This is a genomic window from Natronococcus sp. (assembly GCF_047921035.1).
In the GTDB taxonomy this organism is placed as follows: domain Archaea; phylum Halobacteriota; class Halobacteria; order Halobacteriales; family Natrialbaceae; genus Natronococcus.
In genome coordinates this window covers 1-18533 of record NZ_JBLRWX010000002.1, presented here as the reverse complement: position 1 = coordinate 18533, position 18533 = coordinate 1, and the positions used below count along the sequence as shown (strand labels likewise).

18 protein-coding genes are annotated in these 18533 nt (G+C 65.6%); 9 read left to right on the top strand and 9 right to left on the bottom strand.

Annotation, left to right across the window (positions count from 1 at the left end; translation table 11 throughout):
• Positions 1-44: 44 nt before the first annotated feature.
• Together ACNA7R_RS00740 and ACNA7R_RS00735 are read left to right on the top strand one after the other, a co-directional pair.
• Positions 45-830, top strand: a complete 786-nt coding sequence (locus tag ACNA7R_RS00740) for an enoyl-CoA hydratase/isomerase family protein (protein ID WP_416281612.1) — start codon at positions 45-47, stop codon at positions 828-830.
• On the top strand, positions 827-2023 hold the full coding sequence (locus ACNA7R_RS00735; protein ID WP_416281611.1) for a CaiB/BaiF CoA transferase family protein: 1197 nt from the start codon (positions 827-829) through the stop codon (positions 2021-2023). The genes ACNA7R_RS00740 and ACNA7R_RS00735 overlap by 4 nt, the downstream gene beginning before the upstream one ends.
• A 92-nt stretch (positions 2024-2115) precedes the next feature.
• On the opposite strand, the gene ACNA7R_RS00730 is transcribed toward ACNA7R_RS00735, so the two are convergent.
• The 3 genes from ACNA7R_RS00730 to ACNA7R_RS00720 all read right to left on the bottom strand — a co-directional run bounded on the left by ACNA7R_RS00730 (position 2116) and on the right by ACNA7R_RS00720 (position 6459).
• Positions 2116-3726, bottom strand: a complete 1611-nt coding sequence (locus ACNA7R_RS00730) for a thiamine pyrophosphate-requiring protein (RefSeq protein WP_416281610.1) — start codon at positions 3724-3726, stop codon at positions 2116-2118.
• A gap of 207 nt (positions 3727-3933) precedes the next feature.
• On the bottom strand, positions 3934-5184 hold the full coding sequence (locus tag ACNA7R_RS00725) for a CaiB/BaiF CoA transferase family protein (protein ID WP_416281609.1): 1251 nt from the start codon (positions 5182-5184) through the stop codon (positions 3934-3936).
• Between the two features lie 42 nt (positions 5185-5226).
• On the bottom strand, positions 5227-6459 hold the full coding sequence (locus ACNA7R_RS00720; RefSeq protein WP_416281608.1) for an MFS transporter: 1233 nt from the start codon (positions 6457-6459) through the stop codon (positions 5227-5229).
• Between the two features lie 517 nt (positions 6460-6976).
• Here ACNA7R_RS00720 and ACNA7R_RS00715 point away from each other — a divergent pair.
• Positions 6977-7744 carry an IclR family transcriptional regulator gene (locus tag ACNA7R_RS00715; protein WP_416281607.1) on the top strand — a complete coding sequence of 256 codons (768 nt, stop codon included), beginning with the start codon at positions 6977-6979 and terminating at the stop codon, positions 7742-7744.
• 7 nt (positions 7745-7751) lie between these two features.
• Here the strand turns inward: ACNA7R_RS00715 and ACNA7R_RS00710 are convergent, their stop codons facing one another.
• Positions 7752-8108, bottom strand: a complete 357-nt coding sequence (locus ACNA7R_RS00710) for a hypothetical protein (RefSeq protein ID WP_416281606.1) — start codon at positions 8106-8108, stop codon at positions 7752-7754.
• The gene (locus ACNA7R_RS00705) at positions 8105-9223 is read right to left on the bottom strand and encodes a thiolase C-terminal domain-containing protein (RefSeq protein ID WP_416281605.1); all 1119 of its coding nucleotides are present in this window, start codon (positions 9221-9223) and stop codon (positions 8105-8107) included. The genes ACNA7R_RS00710 and ACNA7R_RS00705 overlap by 4 nt, the downstream gene beginning before the upstream one ends.
• Before the next feature lie 787 nt (positions 9224-10010).
• On the opposite strand from ACNA7R_RS00705, the gene ACNA7R_RS00700 reads away from it, so the two are divergent.
• The 3 genes from ACNA7R_RS00700 to ACNA7R_RS00690 all read left to right on the top strand — a co-directional run bounded on the left by ACNA7R_RS00700 (position 10011) and on the right by ACNA7R_RS00690 (position 12614).
• Positions 10011-11318, top strand: coding sequence for a carboxypeptidase-like regulatory domain-containing protein (locus tag ACNA7R_RS00700; protein ID WP_416281604.1), 1308 nt, complete (start codon positions 10011-10013; stop codon positions 11316-11318).
• A gap of 91 nt (positions 11319-11409) precedes the next feature.
• Positions 11410-11604 carry a DUF4177 domain-containing protein gene (locus ACNA7R_RS00695; RefSeq protein ID WP_416281603.1) on the top strand — a complete coding sequence of 65 codons (195 nt, stop codon included), beginning with the start codon at positions 11410-11412 and terminating at the stop codon, positions 11602-11604.
• Positions 11605-11612: 8 nt separating this feature from the next.
• On the top strand, positions 11613-12614 hold the full coding sequence (locus ACNA7R_RS00690; RefSeq protein ID WP_416281601.1) for a hypothetical protein: 1002 nt from the start codon (positions 11613-11615) through the stop codon (positions 12612-12614).
• Positions 12615-12639: 25 nt separating this feature from the next.
• On the opposite strand, the gene ACNA7R_RS00685 is transcribed toward ACNA7R_RS00690, so the two are convergent.
• Positions 12640-12993 carry a hypothetical protein gene (locus ACNA7R_RS00685; RefSeq protein ID WP_416281600.1) on the bottom strand — a complete coding sequence of 118 codons (354 nt, stop codon included), beginning with the start codon at positions 12991-12993 and terminating at the stop codon, positions 12640-12642.
• Between the two features lie 511 nt (positions 12994-13504).
• On the opposite strand from ACNA7R_RS00685, the gene ACNA7R_RS00680 reads away from it, so the two are divergent.
• On the top strand, positions 13505-14557 hold the full coding sequence (locus ACNA7R_RS00680) for a ComEC/Rec2 family competence protein (RefSeq protein ID WP_416281690.1): 1053 nt from the start codon (positions 13505-13507) through the stop codon (positions 14555-14557).
• Complete coding sequence (locus ACNA7R_RS00675) at positions 14557-14835, top strand: DUF3006 family protein (protein ID WP_416281599.1); 279 nt, start codon at positions 14557-14559, stop codon at positions 14833-14835. The genes ACNA7R_RS00680 and ACNA7R_RS00675 overlap by 1 nt, the downstream gene beginning before the upstream one ends.
• A gap of 328 nt (positions 14836-15163) precedes the next feature.
• Here the strand turns inward: ACNA7R_RS00675 and ACNA7R_RS00670 are convergent, their stop codons facing one another.
• From ACNA7R_RS00670 to ACNA7R_RS00660, 3 genes are all read right to left on the bottom strand, one after another.
• Positions 15164-15757, bottom strand: coding sequence for an NADPH-dependent FMN reductase (locus ACNA7R_RS00670; protein ID WP_416281598.1), 594 nt, complete (start codon positions 15755-15757; stop codon positions 15164-15166).
• Between the two features lie 62 nt (positions 15758-15819).
• Entirely contained in the window at positions 15820-16215 is a 396-nt protein-coding gene (locus tag ACNA7R_RS00665; RefSeq protein WP_416281597.1) for a DoxX family protein, read from the bottom strand.
• Between the two features lie 3 nt (positions 16216-16218).
• Complete coding sequence (locus ACNA7R_RS00660; protein ID WP_416281596.1) at positions 16219-17265, bottom strand: sialidase; 1047 nt, start codon at positions 17263-17265, stop codon at positions 16219-16221.
• Between the two features lie 126 nt (positions 17266-17391).
• On the opposite strand from ACNA7R_RS00660, the gene ACNA7R_RS00655 reads away from it, so the two are divergent.
• Positions 17392-18393 carry a TatD family hydrolase gene (locus ACNA7R_RS00655; protein WP_416281595.1) on the top strand — a complete coding sequence of 334 codons (1002 nt, stop codon included), beginning with the start codon at positions 17392-17394 and terminating at the stop codon, positions 18391-18393.
• Positions 18394-18533: the final 140 nt, after the last annotated feature.

The following is an 18533-nucleotide window of genomic DNA, read 5'->3' as shown; positions in this document are numbered from 1 at the left end:
CCGTAATACAAAATTTTTTGCGAGAGAGCCACTAACGAGGAGGCATGGGTAGCTACAGTGCCTACGAAAGCATCACCCTCGACGTCGACGACGGAGTAGCGACGATCGAGTTCCACCGCCCCGAGGTCTACAACGCGCTCAACAACGAGGTCATGCTCGACCTCAGCCGCGCGTTCGACGAAATTCAGTTGAACCGGGATATCGACGCCGTCGTGATCACGGGCGAGGGCGAGGACGCGTTCTCCGCGGGTGCGGACATCTCCCAGTACGCCGGAACCGCCGACGAGCACGATCCGCTCCAGCGGGACCGCCAGGAGCTGTTCTACGAGATGTACCAGAAGCCCTACGACTGCCACGCGCCGGTGATCGCGAAGATCAACGGCTACTGCGTCGGCGGCGGGCTGATCTTCGCGATGTACTGCGACCTCCGGATCGCCGTCGACGACGCCAAGTTCGGCGTCCCGACGGCGAACATCGGCCAGATCCCCACCGGCGGTTCGACCTGGCGAGCCGTCGAACTCGTCGGCGAGGCGAAGGCGAAGGAACTCGTCTACACCGCGGGGATGATCGACGCCGACGAGGCCGAGCGAATCGGCCTCGTGAACCACGCCGTCCCGCGCGAGGAGTTAGACGAGACCGTCGACGGGATCGTCGACGCGATTCAGGACACCGGGCGCGGTGCGGTCAAGAACTCCAAACGCGCGATCAACGGCGCGGTACGCGCCGGCAGCCTCGAGGAAGCGCGGGAACAGGAGGCCGAGATCTGGTGGGAGCAGTTCGCCACCGACGAGCGCCGCGAACTCGTCGACGAGTTCAACGAGGGCCAATGACCGGGGGACCGCTTTCCGGCGTCTCGGTCGTCGAGATGACCGGTCACCGCGCGGGGCCGTTCTGTGGCGCGTTGCTCGCCGACATGGGCGCCGACGTCGTGAAGATCGAACGCCCGGGCGTCGGCGATCCGGCCCGATCCCAGGGGATCGGTCCCGACGGCAAGTCCGGCTACTTCATGGCGAACAACCGCAACAAGCGGTCGGTTACCCTCGATCTCAAGACCGACGCGGGAACGGAGGCCGCCCGGGAGCTGATCGCCAGCGCGGACGTGTTCGTCGAGAACTTCGGCTACGGCGTCACCGACAAGCTCGGCATCGGCTACGACGAGATCAGCGAGCGCAACCCCGGCATCGTCTACGCGAGCATCAAGGGGTACGGCGAGACCGGTCCCAAGCGAGAGCAGCCGGGACTCGACCTCATCCTGCAGGCCGAGGGCGGGATCATGAGCGTCACCGGACCCGAGGGCGCCGAGCCCGTCAAGGTCGGCCAGGCGATCGGCGATCTCACCACGGGGATGTTCGCCGCGATGGGCGTCCTCGCGCGACTGTACGAGCGCGACCGCCTCGAGGATCCCGACGCGTTCGTCGGGAAGTTCGACGTGGGCCTGTTCGACTCGATCGTCACCCTGCTCAACGAGTATCTCACCGAGTACTCGATGGACGGCACCGTTCCCGGCCCGCAGGGCGTGACCCACCAGACGCTGGTTCCCTACCAGCGCTTCGAGACCGCCGACGGCGCCATCGTCACCGGCGTTCCCAGCGACGACCGCTGGGACGATTTCGTCGACCTCCTGGGTGAGGAAGAACTGCGGGAGTACCCGACCAACGACGACCGCCAGGACAACGCCGATCGCGTGACTGAGCTGATCCAGACGGCCCTCGAGGGGGAGTCCACCGAGCACTGGCTCGAGCAGCTGACGGCCGCGAACTTCCCCTGCGGTCCGATCAACGACGTGGCCGACGTCGTCGCGGACGAGCAGACGAGCGCCCGAAATCTCGTCGTCAACCACGAGGATCCCGACTGGGGCGAGTGTCTGCTGCCGGGCCACCCGATCAACTATCCCGAGTACGACACCGTCGTCCGATCGCCGGCGCCGCGACTCGGCGAACACACCGAGGAGGTGTTCGACGAGGTCGCGGGCGACCAGACGACCCTCGAGCAGTGGAGCGAGGACGGCGCGTTCGGCGACTGACCCAACACTTCTTTCGAAGCGGTTTACGAACGGTCCCGAGCGGCGGCTCGTCGCGTTAGCCGTCGAAACGAGAGATCGGAGAACGGGAGCCGTTACTCGAGGTCCGGCCGCGAGAGCTCGGTCTCCTTCGAGGTGATGATCTCGAGCAGCGCGGGCGTGCCGGACTCGGTCTGTTCGATGGCGCGCTCGATGGCCGGGCCGACCTCGTCGGGATCCTCGACGCGCTCGCCGTAGCCGCCCAGCGCCTCGCCGACGTCGGCGAAGTCGCCGGAGAACGGGGTGTCGTAGGAGGCCATCTCGTAGTTGTTCAGGTGGATCGTCAGGATCGGAATGTCCTCGCGGGCGGCCGTCTCGAAGTCCAGGCCGGTCATTCCGATCGCGCCGTCGCCCATGATGTTGATACAATGTTTGTCGGGGTGGAGCAGCTTCGCACCCAGCGCGAGCCCGAGCCCGTAGCCGAGCTGGGTCGTCTTCCCCCAGCCGATGTACGACAGGGGCTCGGTCGACTCCCAGAACGGCGCCAGGAAGTCCCGCGGGTTGCCGGCGTCGTGGGTGATGATCGTGTCCTCGGCGTCGAGGACCTCCGTGAGCTCGTGGATCACGCGGTAGGGGTTGATCGGCGTCTCCTCCGATGTGAGCTTCGGCCGCCACTCGTCGAGCCACGCCTCCCGTGCGTCCTCGATCTCGCTGACGACGTCGTCGAAGCGACCGCGGGAGTCGTCGACCTGTGCATCGACGGAATCGACCAGCGCGTCGAGGGTCAGCTTGGCGTCGCCGACCAGCGAGTAGTCGGACTCGACGTCCTTGTCGATGTCCGTCGAGTCGAGCGTCGAGTGGACGATCGTCGGGCCGTCGGGGACCGTAACGCCGTAGGCGGTCTCGGTGAAGCTACAGCCGACGCCAAAGAGCACGTCGGTCTCGCGCATGAAGTGTGCGAGCTGTCCCGGTTCGCTCTTGCTGGCGGCGCCCAGCGACAGCGGGTGGTCCTCCGGGAACGCGCTCTTGCCGTTGAGGCTGGTCGCGACGGGCGCCTCGAGCGTCTCGGCCAGCTCCCGTAGCTCGTCCCACGCCTCGGCGTAGTGGACGCCTTGACCGGCGAAGATCACGGGGTTCTTGGCCTCGAGCAGCACGTCCGCGATCTCGTCGACGCCGTCCGGGTCGGGACCGGACCGGTTCGAGTCGGTCGGCCGGTACTCGAGGTCCTCCGAGAGGTCGGTGTAGAAGACGTCCTTCGGGACCTCGACGACGGCCGGACGCGGACGACCGTTCCGGGCCGCGCTGAACGCGCGGCGCATCGTCTCGCCGACGGCGTCGGGCTTGGTCAGCTGTTCGCAGGACTTGCTCACGTGCTGGTAGTTGACCAGCGAGCTGAACTTGGGATCGACGTCGGTCTTGGCCTCGTCGTAGCCGGCGGGGATCGCGACGATCGGCGCCGACTCGCCGTAGGCCTGGGCGACGCCGCCGAAGGAGTTCTCCGTGCCGGGGCCGTGCTGGCACGCGAACGCGCCGACCCGCTCGCCGGAACTCAGTCGACCGACGGCGTCGGCCATGTGGACGGCGGTCCGTTCCTGTCTGGTGATGATCGTTCGGATCCCCTCCGCTTCGGCCGCACCGGTGTCGAAGAGCGGGTTGCTCGGGAATCCGAACAGATACTCTACTCCTTCCTCTTTCAGGGTACGCGCGATCGCTTGATTGACATCCATAGTGTTTGCTCCGGGTAGGGCTATCTACTCCTACTCCCGAGCACTATCATAAATCCTTCGACGCCTGCGGTCGGTTTTCGGCCGAATGCGGGGTTATCGCTCCAAGAATCCGTCGTCTCGTCCCGCAAGTCGGTCGCCGTCGGATCGTATACTCGATCCGACAGTGCCGCCGCTCTCGAGGGGGCTCGATCCCGTCTTCCCGTGGGATTAGCTTGACAACACCCCCTTCCGGCGAAGCTCTTCGATCTCCGCTTCGGAGTATCCCAGCGCCTCGACGACGGCCTCGGTGTCCTCCCCGAGCAGCGGCGGCGCCTCGTCGAACCCGCTTTCCGACTCCGCGTAGTTCAACGGGTGCTCGAGGATCGGGATCTCGCCGGCGGCGGGGTGAGAGAGCGTCTCGATCGCGCCGCGCGCGTTGACCTGTTCGTTGTCCAGCGCCTCGTCGACGCTGTAGACCGGTCCGACCGGCAGGTCGGCGTCGTCGGCGAGGCGTTCGACCCACTCGTCGGTCGAGCGCTCGGTGAGCGTCTCGGCGAGTTCCGCCTCGAGGGCGTCCATGTTCTCGACCCGGTCGGCGTTCGATTCGAACCTGGAATCAGAAGCGAGGTCCTCTCGTCCGATCTCCGCGCAGAACTGCTCCCACAGCTTCTGGTTGCCGCAGGCGACGTTCAGGTAGCCGTCGGCCGTCGGATAGCTCTGGTAAGGCGCGAGGACGGGATCTTTCGTCCCCATCCTGGTCGGCTCGTCGCCGACGAACGCCTTCGCGGCCTGTTTCGTCAGCCAGGGCAGCGCCGCGTCGAGCATCCCGAGTTCGACGCGTTCGCCCTCGCCGGTCCGCTCGCGCCGGTAGAGCGCGTTGACGATCCCGAACGCGGACCACATCGCAGTGATCAGATCCGTCTGCGGGAGCCCGACCTTGACGGGGTCGCCGCCCTCGGGGCCGGTGACGCTCATCATGCCGCTCATCCCCTGGATCAGCAGGTCGTAGCCGGGCCGATCGCTCCAGGGTCCGGAGTCGCCGAACGCGGAGATCGAACAGTAGACCAGTTCGGGGTGGTCCTCGGCCAGCTCCTCGTAGCCGAGGCCGAGGCGTTCGGCTGTCCCCGGCCTGAAGTTCTCGACGACGACGTCGGCCTCGTCGATCAGCTCCCGACAGATCTCGTACCCCTCCTCGGATTTGAGGTTGAGTTCGACGCTCCGTTTGTCGTAGTTGACCGTCCAGAAGTACGGCGACTCGCCGTGTTCGGACGCCGCCCGTCCTTCGCCCTCGTAGTCGGAGATGTCGACGAACGGCGGTCCCGAGTGTCGGCTGTCGTCGCCCACCTCCGGCCGTTCGATCTTGATCACCTCAGCGCCCTGGTTCGCGAGCATCAGCGTCGCGAACCCGCCGGTCACGAACGTCGTCAGATCGACTACGGTGATGTCGTCGAGAATCCCACGGCTAGCTCTGGCTACCATACACCAAGGATGCGAGAATACCGTATTAAATCTTGCCGTTAGTTACTCATTCCCACTGTACAGCACGAGCAAGGCGAGGACGATCCCGGCACCGACGAGCGCGAGCGCACCGAGCGTTCCGAGAAGAACCGTCTCGTTCGCGTACGTGAGCAGGGAGCCGGCGAGCGCGGCCCCGGCCGCGCCGAAGCCGAACATCCCGAGGTAGGCGTAGCCGTAGGAGAGCCCGTGAACGTCGGCCGCCGCGTACTCGGCGATCACTACCTGGTAGATCGGCGCCGTCGCGTAGAGGAAAAAGCCGAGCGCGGCACAAACGAGCAAGAACGGAGCGAGCCCCCAGCTGACGGAGGGAATGAAGACGAACGCGAGCACGCCGAGGGTGAACAGCGTCGAGAAAAACGCGTACTCCGTCCGAACGTGGTCGGTGATCCGGCCGCCGGCGTACTGGCCCAGAATGCCGATCATCAGGATCCCCGTGTAAATGTACTGTGCGGGTTCGGCCTCCTGTCCGAAGATCTCGTAGGTGCCGAACTGCGGCAGTCCCCCGATCATATCCGGCAGGAACGTGAGGAGACCCCGGTAGTAGACCCCGTAAATCATGATCGCGGCGAACGTGAGCAGGAACCCGGTCGTGAACAGCAGCCTCGAGTCGTCGACGATCGACTGGAGGTCCATCGACGAGCGGTCGTCGTCGGTGCCGTCCCCCCCGTCGGCCGCGGTCGCGGCGTCTTCGTTGAACTCGATCAGCGAGCCGAACGCGACGACGGCGACCGCCGGGACGGTGAGCGCGACGACGACGAGCCGCCAGTCGAAAAAGAGGAGCAGCGAGGCGGTCAACAGGGGACCGAACGCGGTGCCGATGTTGCCGCCGACGCCGTGGTAGGCGAACACCGTGCCGCGGTTTTTCGCCCCGCGACTGATCAGCGAGAGACCGGCGGGGTGATAGACGCTCGCGGCGACGCCCCAGACGACGATCGCCACCATCAGCACGTAGACGTTGGGCGCGAGCGCGAGCAGGAAGAACCCGCCGCCCATTCCGATCACCGATGCGACGATCAATCGGCGCGATCCGTACGTATCGGAGAGCAGCCCGCTCGGGATCGCGCCGACGCCGATGAGGCCGTAGCCGATACTGACGACGATTCCGAGGACGAACGGCGAGACGTCGAACACGTCCAGCCAGATGACGATGAAGATGGGGATGCTCAGCTCGTAGGTGTGGAAGATCCCGTGTGCGAGCATCGTAAACCCCGTAATCGATCGGTCGTTCTCATCCATCGTCGTCTATCACTCCGTTCGAAAGCGGGGACGCACCTGGCATGTCATAACGAAGCGTGTCGGATCTACTTAACCCGTTCCCTACCGTTTTCGCTTCCGTCCGGGCCGATCGGCGACGCGCTATCCCGCATATTAGGACGTCTCATATGTGGTCAATAGGCGGCTGTTAAACGCCAATTGGTCGAGCAACTCGCTGAGACAAACGCTATATAGAATCCGAACATACGGGATAGGTGTGGAAATCGGTCCGAGCCTGTCGAATGGAGCCGAATCACACGTTCAGCTGTCGGCCGGCAGTCTTTATTACAAAAGTACAGGTGTAATCAGCAGGAACGAGCCCGGTCTTGGATGATAATATATCCGAAACTGCGACGAAAGACGGCCGAATCGAGATCGTCGATTCGGCGAGCGAACGTCGACAGTCCCGCATCGTCGGATTCGAAGGGAGATCGATCCTGGGAGCCGTCTCTGCGGTGAATGGGGATAATTTATAATGCCTCGAGGCACAAGATCGACCATGGCAAACAGACCGAAATCGGGGGCACGAACGACCGAGACCTCGATAGCGATCATCGACGCGCTCCGCGAGCTGGGGGAGGCGACGATCGACGATCTATCCGACCATCTCGGACTCGCGCCGAGCACCGTCCATCGCCATCTCGTCACGCTTCGCGAGCACAGCTACGTGGTTCTCGCGGACGGCCGCTACCGGATCGGGCTCCAGTTTCTCACCGTCGGCGGCCACGCACAGCGGACGACGACGGCGTACCCCATGATCAAGCAGAAAGTCGACACGCTGGCAGCGGAGACCGGCGAGCGAGCCCAGTTTCTCGTCGAAGAAAACGGTGAACGCGTCTACCTGTACACCGAGGTCGGACAGAGCGCGGTGCAGACGGGCGCCCACATCGGAAAACGGGGCCCGCTTCACACGAGTGCTGCGGGAAAGGCGATCCTCGCGAACATGCCGGCGGACCGCGTCGACGAAATCGTGGCGACACACGGGTTACAGGGAGTGAGCGAAAACACGATCACGACGCGCGCGGAACTCGAGGAGGAGTGCGAGCGAATCCGGGACCGGGGGTACGCCTTCAACAGGCAGGAGACGACGGAGGGCGTTCACGCGGTCGGTGCGGCGGTGACGGACGCGGACGACGAGGTGATCGGGGCGCTGAGCGTCTCCGGACCCGCCCACCGCGTAAAAGGGTCACAGCTCACCGACGAGCTTCCGGAGCGGGTGCTCAGCGCGGTCAACGAACTCGAACTCCACATCGCTCACTCGATCTAGCCGTCGGTCACCGATCCCGCTGTTTGCCCGAACCCGTCGGCGTCTCTCGATCCCGCTCGGTCTCGACGGGAACGAGTCGCGGCGGGGACTCCGCCCCGTCGGTCGGCTCGAGGACGACCGAATCGCCCGCCTCGAGGCCGTCCTCGAGGCGCGCGATGATACTCGCATCGCCGTTGAAGGAGGCCAGCCCGAGCCGGTTCGGGGCGCTGACGCCGTCGGGCGTGACGTGAACCGCCGTCACCGCCTGCACGGTTCCGACGCCCGAATCGCGAGACCGCAGTCCGTCGGCGCCGCAGTCGAGACAGCGGCGTTTCTCGTAGAAGGTTCGCCGACTGCAGTTCGGACACTCGAGGACGCGCGTCATCCGCTCGCCTCCACGATCGTACAGACACTGTTGTTTCCGAACCCGGCGACGTTGATGGCGAGTCCGTACCGGGGCGAATCGACCGCGCGGTCGTTCGGAACGTCGCCCCGGAGCTGCCAGACGAGTTCGATTAGCTGGGAGATTCCCGTCGCTCCCAGGGGGTGACCCCGCGCCTTCAGCCCGCCGCCGGGGTTGACCGTCAGACCGCCGTCGCCGTCGATATCGGTGTGACCGTCGCGAGTCAGTTTCCACGCCTGACCCCGCTCGGCGAGACCCAGTTCCTCCATCTCGAGCCACTCGAGGATGGTGAACGCGTCGTGGATGCACGCGACGTCGATCTCGTCGGGGCTCGTCTCCGCCGCGTCGTAGGCCGCTCGGCCGGCGGCCGCGGCGCTCTCGATCCGTAACGGGTCTGCCCGATCCGCGACGGCGTGGACGCCGACGGCGCTCTCGCAGGCCGTGACCGACACGTCCGCGTCCGCCGCCGTGACGACCACCGCGGCGGCTCCGTCCGACGTCGGACAGCAGTCGTACAGGCGAAGCGGCGTCGCGACCTTCGGCGAGTCGAGAACGTCCGCGACGGTCACGTCGCGCTCGAACTGCGCGTACGGATTTCGCCGCGCGTTCGCGTGGTTCTTCACCGCAACCCGTGCGAGGTCGCGCCGGGTCCCGTCGTAGGTCTCGAGGTACCGTGCGGCCGCGAGACCCGCAAACGAGGGGAGGGTGATCCCCTGGTCGTACTCCTGGCTGTGCGTGATCCGGCTGATGATCTCGGTCGCGACCGACGTGTCGGCCACCGACATCTTCTCGCCGCCGACGGCGAGTGCGACCTCGGAACGTCCCGCGCGAACGGTGTCGACCGCGTCGAGCACCGCGCTCGCACCGGTCGCGCTCGTGTTCTCGATCCGGCGTGCGGACGCGCGACCGAGGCCGAGGCTGGCGGTCAACGCGTTGGCCAGTCCGGACGTGCTGTTGAACGCTTCGGCGGCCATGTTCCCGACGTGTACCGAATCGACGGCGGCCGGTTCGACCTCGGCGTCCTCGAGGGCCCGTTCCGCCGCGGTTTCTAACAACTCGGCGATCGATCGATCGTCGGATCCGGTAAACCTCGTCATACCGACGCCGGGGAGTCCGAAGCGAGTCGGCGATGCCTCTGGCCGACCCTGCGGGGAGTTATGACTTACCATCTCAGTGCGTGAGATAACAAACCACACTGTCTTATAGATGTCGTTGCGAACGCCCGGTAACCGAACGAACACCGGTCGTCGTTCCGAATGTAGGGGCGTTCCGTCGCGTTCCCTACTGAGTTCGAAATGTTCTAGTTATGTCAATCCAGGCCGAGTATAGTATTGTGCTCTATATACTATACTATTGGCGGATTACGCTCGAGCGTCTCGCAACCGACAGTCGGAAATCAGTCCTCGGTAGACCATCGTCGAAGGACGAGACTGGCCGTCTACTCCATACGAGAGTCGTATCATCCGCGTGTTTTAGAGCGACTTCCTGTGATGGGGCCGCGCTGTCTGCGCGCTAATCGAACCCGTTTCCTGCCGGCACCGCGCGTTCACCTCCGGACCGTCAGTGAGCGAAGATACTATCTCTAACCCAATATATTGAACTACTAACTACAGTGGGTACCGGGATGGTAATATAGTTGCTATATGTGGGCGACCTCCGATCGATCTCGAAACCGGACGGCTTCAGGTGACGGCCCTCGTGGCCCGCAGCGAGGGGCGAAGGGGCCGAGGACGTCAATCGATCGAGGACGAATTCGGCTGTTCGGGCCCTCGAGTCCGCCGTCTTCGGCTCCGGCTCGATTCGACGTGCTGAATATCCTGGAGCCGAGAACGGTTCAGTAGATTCGATGTACTGGCGTGGACTCGACGGCGAACGGGGGGAGGGATGGATCTAGGTCGTCGGGAGTTCGGGACGGCCGCGGGAGCCTCGCTCTCGGCGCTGCTCGCGGGCTGTAGCGCGCTCGGCGACGAGCAAAGCGACGGGGACGAGACGGATACCGAAACTGACGATACCGACGACGCCGGCGATACCGAGGAGAGCGGCGGCGGCGAGGATCCCGAGACCGAGACCGACGTCGAGGACGAGCAGAAGGTGTACGAAGACGAATCGATGCCGGGCGAGGTCGTCCTGTCGGACGAGGCCGACCGCCACCTCGAGGCCGTCCGGGAGACCTTCTCCTGGATGAACGAGTCGCCCGGCGACACGTGTCACGTACACGTGATGCTCGCGAACGACAGCGGAGCCGACCTGACCGTCGACATGACGGCTCGGATCTACGACGAGGACGGGACCGAACTCTCCTCGACGACGAGCGCCGGCGTGGCGGGCCCGGAGCCGGACGAGGACGACGCGGTGTACTCGATCGAACTCAACAACTGCGAGGCGACCGCCGAGTACGAACTCGAGGTCACCGTCGCCGACGTCGCCGGAGAGTTCGACGAGGAAGACCTCGACGAGGCGGACGAGGAGACGGCCGAAGAGACCGACGAGGCGGACGAAGCCGACGTCGACGATAGCGACGACGGGGAAACGGACCCGGACGACGGGGAACCGGACGAGGAGGAACAGGCGGAGTCGGACGACGACAGCGACGGCCAGAACGAAACCGACGACACGGACGACGCCGACGACGAGGAGGACGCAGACGACGCGGACGACGGGGAGAGCGTGCTCCGCGTGACCGTTCAGGACGAGGACGGGGATCCCATCGATCACGCCACCGTCGAGGTCGACGGCGCCGGCCTGTTCAACTGGGGCGAAACTCGAGACGTCGACGACCAGGGGCGAGCCGAGTTCGACCTCGAGGACGGGGCGCACACGCTCACCGCCGAGGCGGACGGCTACTCGCCCGTCGAGGAGACCGTCGAGGTCGACGGCGACACCGAGCACGCGATGACGCTCGAGGCGGACGGAAGCGACGAGAGCGACGAAGACGAGACGAACACGCTGACCGTCTTCGTCCGGGACGGCGACGACGACCCGATCGATCACGCGACCGTCGCGGTCGATGAGAGCGGATTCGGCGGCGCGAGCGAGTCACAAAACGTCGACGACCGGGGGCGAGCCGAGTTCGACCTCGAGGACGGCGAGTACGAACTCACCGCAGCCGCGGACGGCTATCCGACCCTGGAGGAGACCGTCGCCCTCGACACCGATCTGGAGTACACGGCGACGCTTCGAGCGGGCGACTAAACGAACTCCGTCTTCCTCGAGGCAGCCCAGAGGGGCGCTCGCCCCGATCTCAAGGGAAAGAGTAAGGTGAGACGAACGACCTTCGTAGGGGATGAGCAGCGATCGGAGTCCGCGCTGGGAGTACAAGGCCGTCGAGCCGCCGACGGAGTTGACGAAGCGCGAATCCGCAAACCCCGAGAAACGGTTGAACGAGCTGGGTGCGGACGGCTGGCGGCTCGTCGAGACCGTTTCTTACGACGGCGGCGGCACGAAGTTCCTGCTCTTCGAACGGCGTCTCGAGGACTGAATCTACCGATGAGGGATCTGACGACCGCCAACACGATGCGCGAGCGGGCCGCCGAGAACCGCTACAAGCTCTGGGTGCTCCTCAACGCGAACCGGTGGCTCCTCACGGGGGTGCTGGCGGCGGGCGTGTTCTCGCTGCTGATGCTCTGGGGCGTCTCGAGTTCGCAGTCGATTCGCGCGGTGATCGCCTCGGAGGACTGGGTGAAGATGACGTTCCAGGCGCTAGTCGGCGCCATCATCACCGGGACGACCCTCGTCGTCTCGATCAACCAGCTGGTCCTCTCCCAGGAGATCGGACCGCTGGGGAGCCAGCGAAAGCGAATGGATCTCGCGATGGACTTCTACCAGAACACCGACGAGCTACTGGACTTTCCGAGTCCCGCGAACCCGGCGCTGTTCCTCGAGGAACTCATCGACGCGACCAGCGATCGGGCTCGTCGATTCGAGCAGGCCGTACGACGCAGCGACGACGAGGAGCTGCGCGCACAGACCGCGGAGTACGTCGACGACCTCCTCGAGAACGCGACCGTGGCCGGAGAGGGGCTGAACGGTGCCGACTTCGGCTCCTACGACGTGATGAACTCGGCGCTGAACTACAACTACGACCGGAAGATGTACGATCTCCGCTGGTTGTTGGCCGAGTACGAGGACCGGCTCTCCGAGGAACAACGCGAAGCGGGCGTCCGGACCCTCGAGGCGCTGACGATGTACGGGCCGGCGAGAGAGTACATCAAAACGCTGTACTTCCAGTGGTCGCTCGTCAAGCTCTCGCAGGGGATCCTCTACCTGGCCGTCCTCGCGCTCGTCGTCGCCGGCGGAATGCTGTTGTTCGTCCACGAGGGGACGATGATCGGCTCGCTGTTCGGCGTCGACAACCTGCTGTGGATCGTCGCTCTCGCGTACACGATCTGCGTGCTGCCGTTCCTGCTGTTCGTCTCCTACATCCTTCGCCTGGCGACGATCGCGAAGCGAACGTCGGCGATGGGGCCGCTGGTCCTTCGAGGGGACTGAGGTCGCCGAAACGCCGATCGCGCCGTCAGTACCCCGCTCGAGCGTTCGAGAGCTGACACCGAACGCAGCGGTCGCCGGGGACGCAGCCGTCGTCGTCGTGCGGGCAGTCGGACTCCTCGACGTCGACGGAGAGTTCGCGCTTCGCGTCCTCCCACGCGGCCTCCCAGCGTTCGATATCCATCTCCGCGGAGGTGAAGACGACGCTCTCGTCGCGGTCGACGATCTTCGCCGCCGTCACCGACTGCTTGTGGTCTTTCACCACCTCGATCGCGTCGGAGTACGAGTCACACCGGATCGTCCTCGTCTCGTCGCCGTCGTCCAGCAGGCGAACGGTTACGGAGCCGTCGATCTCCTCGGTCGGTTCGAGTCCTCCGGTCATACTGCCGGAGTCGGGTCGGCGATACAAAAGGGTGCGCTCGAGTTTCGACGAACCCGACTGTCGACGTCGCCTGAAGTACAGACAATCCAAAGAGCCATCCGATACTCCCTCGTCACTGAACGGTATGGTCACCGTCAGATCGCTCGTCCAGTGGGGGCTGGGCGTGTTCGTCGCACTCTTCGCGCTTACCGCGCTCTCCGCGATCGAACTCTCACCGCTCTCGATACTGCAGGGCGTGCTCGCTGCCCTCCTGTTTCTCGGCGCCGCGGCGCTCATCGTTCCGCGAACGCGGGCGGCGATCGTCGGACGGACCGATCGTTCCCTCTCGTCGGGCGTCCTCGCCGTCCTCGTCGTCGTCGCGGTTCTGACCGGGGTGCTCGTCACGCCGCTCGAGGCCGACGACGAACCCGCGGTCGACGCCGACGGCGAGGACCTCGAGGCCGCCGATACCGACAGCCAGGCGGACGACGACGGGACGCAAGCCGACGAGACGAACGACGCGGACGGCGAAGTGGAGTCCGACGACGGTGCGGCGGACGAAACCGACAGCGAACCGGGGTCAGCGGAGGCGGACGCCGACGACGATACCGGAGGGGACGATCCTGACGACGACCCGAGCGACGAATCGGAACCCGCCAGCACGGACGGCGACTCGGAGCCCGACCGAACGACCGACGTGGACGGCGAACTCGAGATCCACCATATCGACGTCGGCCAGGCCGATTCGACGCTGCTCGTGACCCCCGACGGCGAGACGGTGCTGATCGACACCGGCGACTGGCGCCAGGACGGGTCGGACGTTATCGCATACCTCGAATCGCAGGGCGTCGACCGGATCGATCACCTCGTGGCGACCCACGGCCACGCCGACCACGTCGGCGGTCACGCCGCGGTGATCGAACACTTCGAAACCGACGGCGACGGTGTCGGAGTCGCCTACGACTCGGGGGTCGTCCACGACTCCGCGACCTACGAGAACTACCTCGACGCGGTCGATACCCACGACGTCGACCTCTTCGAGGTCGCCGAGGGCGACGAACTGCCGATCGACGGGCTGGAGGCGACCGTGCTGAACCCGCCCGCGGGCGCCGCCGGCGACCTCCACTACAACAGCGTCGCGGTCGCGTTCGAGTTCGGCGAGTTCGTCTACCTGACGACCGGCGACGCCGAGGCCGACGCCGAACGGCGGATGGTCGAGGCCCACGGCGACGACCTCGAGGCCGACGCGTACCAGGCTAGCCACCACGGCTCGTCGACGTCGTCCACCCAGCCCTTTATGGCTGCAGTCGAGCCGGAGATCGCCGTCATCTCAAGCGACTACGACAGCCAGTACGGCCATCCACACGAGGAGGTGCTCGAGGACTACGCCGAGCGAGGGATCGAGACCTACTGGACGGGCGTCCACGGCGACGTCGTGGTGACGACCGACGGCAGCGCTGTGAGCGTCGAGACCGAACGGGAGTTCTCGAACGACGCGGCCGACCTCCGGGAAGAGCGAGCCGACGAACAGGCCAGCGTCGCCACACCACAGGTTGATACGGCTACGGCCGGTGTGTCCGGATAATGACCGCCGACGGCTCGTTCACCTGCGTCGTCGATCGCATCGTCGACGGGACGACGGCCGTCGTGCTCTTAGAGGAGGATGGCGACGTCGTCGACCAGCTGGATCTCGACCTCGAGACGCTCCCGGAGGAGTGTCGCCACGAGGGTGCGCTGTTCGACGCCGACGTCTCCGACGGGACGCTCGTCGACCTCGAGCATCGACCCGAGCGCGAGCGAGAGCGACGGGAACGGCTGCAGGAGAAGTTCGATCGGCTCTCGAAGCGACTCGACGAACGGTAGGCAGGCCGCTGTTCGACGCCGTACGGTTCGCGACCGCGATCACGGTCGGCTGAGCGGCGGTCTTCGACTGCGTTCGGATCGTCGGTTCGAAGAGGACGACGGTCGGTTGACGTTCGGCTCCTCACTCAGTCCGCGCTGTGGGCCGGAATGGATCCACACTCCGGACAGCCGACGTGTTTCGTGGTTCTGTAATCGAGCGCAGCACTGCACCGGGTACACTTGTACTGGGTCTCAGTCATCGAGCGCTGGTAATCCGCTCGAGCGTATATACTTTGTGCGACGTCTATAACGGTTAATTCGGCAGATTCGGGCGAACCTCACCCCACGATCAGCCGGCACGTTCGTCGGCGCCGACGTTTTCCCGGCTCTCGAACGACTCGGGGTCGGGCTCGATGTTGGCGAACTGGACCGCCCGCGTCCCGAGCGTCTCGACGCGCTGACGGATAGCGTCGTCGACGAGTTCGCGCCCCTCGAACCGACGGTGGGCGTTCGGAACCGCGGCCTGATGCGGGAGCACCCAGGCGTCGAGGGCCCGGCAGACGACCCGCAGGTGGTCGAGCGCCCCGATGGGGAAGCTCCCGCCGGAGACCGCGAGCAGCCCGACGGTCTTGTTTTCGAACTCGTCGAACCCGCAGTAGTCGAGCGCGGTCTTCAACACCGAGGAGTACGACCCGTGATACATCGGCGTTCCCAGGAGGATGGCGTCGGCCTCCCGAACCCGTCGGGCGAGTTCCGACGCGTCGCCGGCCTCGTCGTCGTCGGCGTCGAACAGTGGGATCTCGAGCTCCCGGAGGTCGATCAGTTCGGTGCTCGCGCCGGCGGCCGCGGCGGCGTCCAGGGCGTGTCGCAGGGCGGGGCGGGTGTAGCTCTCCTCGCGGAGGCTTCCGGCGACGGCGACGACGTGCACTGTGTTCTCGTCCATAGGACACGTTCGGCGGTGTGGGTTAAAACCGCTCTCCCGCACGCGGCGGCCCGGTCGGTCCGCTACTCGTTCGTCGCGACGGGGTCTTCGCTCGCGGCCTCGAGCAGGAGGATCGCCCCGCCGAGGAGGGCGACGTTCTTGCAGAAGTTGATCTTGTTCGCCTGGCGCTGTTCGCCCTCCATCGTCCAGAAATCGTGGATCCCCGGCGTCGTCCCGAGGAAGAAGACGATCACCGCGCCGGCGGATGCTCGAGGGAACTTCCAGAGGACGATACCCAGATTGGCGACGAGGAGCATCCCGGTGACGAACGGAACCAGATGTTCTGCGGCGGGGACCCCCTTCTCGCGCGCGATCTCGACGCGTTTGTCGTTGCTCCGGAAGCCGTCGATCGCCATGTACGCGAGCGTCGCACCGTACAGCAAACGGCCCAGTCTCGAGGGCGGGGACGAGTCGGCCATCGGTCAGATCGCCTCCATTCGGCTGACGTTCGCCCCGAGTCGTCCGACCGTCTCGTACGCTCCGCGCTCGTCGCGTCGCATGAGTCGCCCTTCAACGTCGTCTCGCTGGTCGGGCACGTCGAACAGGCCGGAGCCACAGAGGACGTCGCCGTCGTGGACGGTCCACGTCTCGATGACCTCGTGGGGCTCGCCGGGGAACGGCACCCGCTCGAAGTCCCGTCCGAAGTTCGTCGATTCGAACAGCGCGACCTCGTGTTCGTCGTCGACCCACGCCGGCGGCGCCTCCTCGCCGCCACAAAAGAACAGTCGGCCGTCGTGGACGAAGACGCACCTGATGTACGAGAAGTCGTTGCCGTCGTCGAGTCGAGTCCACGAGTCCCCCGCATCGGTCGTCCGATACAGGCCGCCGACGCCGACCGCGTGGCCCAGCCCGAGGTTCTCGAGGTCGTGATCCAGGTAGCCCGTCGTCGCGAGCCAGACGTCCTCGGAGATCGGCAGCACCTGGTGAACGTCGTCGATGATCGTCTCCCGGCGGTCGAGCCAGGTCTGACCGCCGTCCGTGCTCAGGTGGATCCCGCCGGCTTCGACCCCGGCGATCAGTTGCTCCGGTCGGCCGGGGACGGCCTCGAGCGCCCGCAGCCGCGCGTAGTGAGGATCGATCGGCGACTCCCAGTGGCCGCGCGAGGGGAGTTCTCGAAAGCCCTTCAGCTCCGACCAGGTCTCGCCGTCGTCGACCGAGCGGTAGATGTAGGGATCGTTCGTCCCCGCGTAGAGCGTCCCGTCGGCGGTCGCGAGGATCGACCACACCTCGCTCTCGCCGGCGTGCCAGAAGCGGTCGCCGAGAGGGACCTCGAGATCTTCCCAGGTTCGGCCGCCGTCTCTCGAGCGGTACGCCCCCGTCGACGACGCGACGAAGGCGCCGTCGGCGTGGTCCCACGATTTAACCGCCGTGACGACCTCGCAGTCGAGCACACGCTCTGCCTCGTCCCGATCGAAGGGGATCCCGTCGACCCGGTAGAGGCCGTCGTCCGTCCCGATCAGCAGCGTCATGTGTGTCACGTTACTCGGGCACATAATAAAGTTTTACCAGCCTGTAAAACGCTAAGTGCTCGCGCCGACGATAGGGTGACTACGACGGCCTCGTTCACACCGTTTGCGGTACACCCAACCTGACTTATGCCACCGACACACCCGACGAAACGGCCGACCGACGCAGCGTCCCTCGACGACCACCCGGAGCTACCGACGGAACTCCTCAACCTGCCCTGGATCGACGTCCACAACCACGCCCACACGCTCTCGTGGGAGGACCGCGAACGGTACGCGCTCTCCGGCTGCGAGTCGATGGTGATGGTCGCCTCGGGCTACCACTGGACGCCCTACAAGCCGGTCAGGACCGAGGACATTCGGTTCCTCTGGGACGACGCGATCAATCGACGCGCGGCGATCGAACGAAACCACTTCTTCGAGGCTAACCTCGGACTGGGAATCCACACGGGCGTCCGCATCGAGGACCCCGACGAGGCGATCGACGCGATGGCCGACTACTGCGCGCTCGAGGAGGTCGTCGCGGTCGGCGAGACCGGCGTCACGCCCTCCCAGCACGTCAGCGCGTGGGACATAGACGAGCAGCGCGCGATCGTTCAGGCCCAGATGGAACTCGCGGCCGACCACGACCTGCCGGTGCTCCTGCACACGCCGAACACCTCGAGCGACTCGGGTCGATCCTACCGGGACGGGATCGGAACGCCGGGCTACGAGAAGAACCCCGGGCTGGGTCAGGAGCCGGTGATCGACGCCGAGAACCCGGCGCTCGAGGCGGTGAAGATCGACGTCGAGGCGGCACGCGACGCGGGGATCGACGAGGAGCAGGTCGTCGCCTCCCACGCGGACGGGAACAACACCGAGTACCTCATGGAAGAGACCGACTGCTACCTGAGCTACACCATCGGCCACTCGTGGCTGATCGGCGTCACCGCCGCGGACGTCGCCGACGCGATCGACGAGTACGGACCCGAGCGGATCATGGTCGACACCGACTGTGCAAACGTCCTGCGGACGGATCCGTTCGCGCTGAAGCGGGCCATCTTCGAACTCTATCGCTACGGGATCGACGCGGAGGCGATTCGGAAGGTGGTGCTCGAGAACCCGCGCGAGGTGTTCGACATCGGTCGGTAGACGCGAGAAGAGGATCGTCGCCGCTTAGCAGTAGTTGGTACGATATTTTTGGTATTCAGCCTCGATGCTGAATACGAGGTGGCCGATTCGTTACGTAGCGAGTGCAAACTGCTCGCTTCGCTCGCAGTTTCTACTGGGCG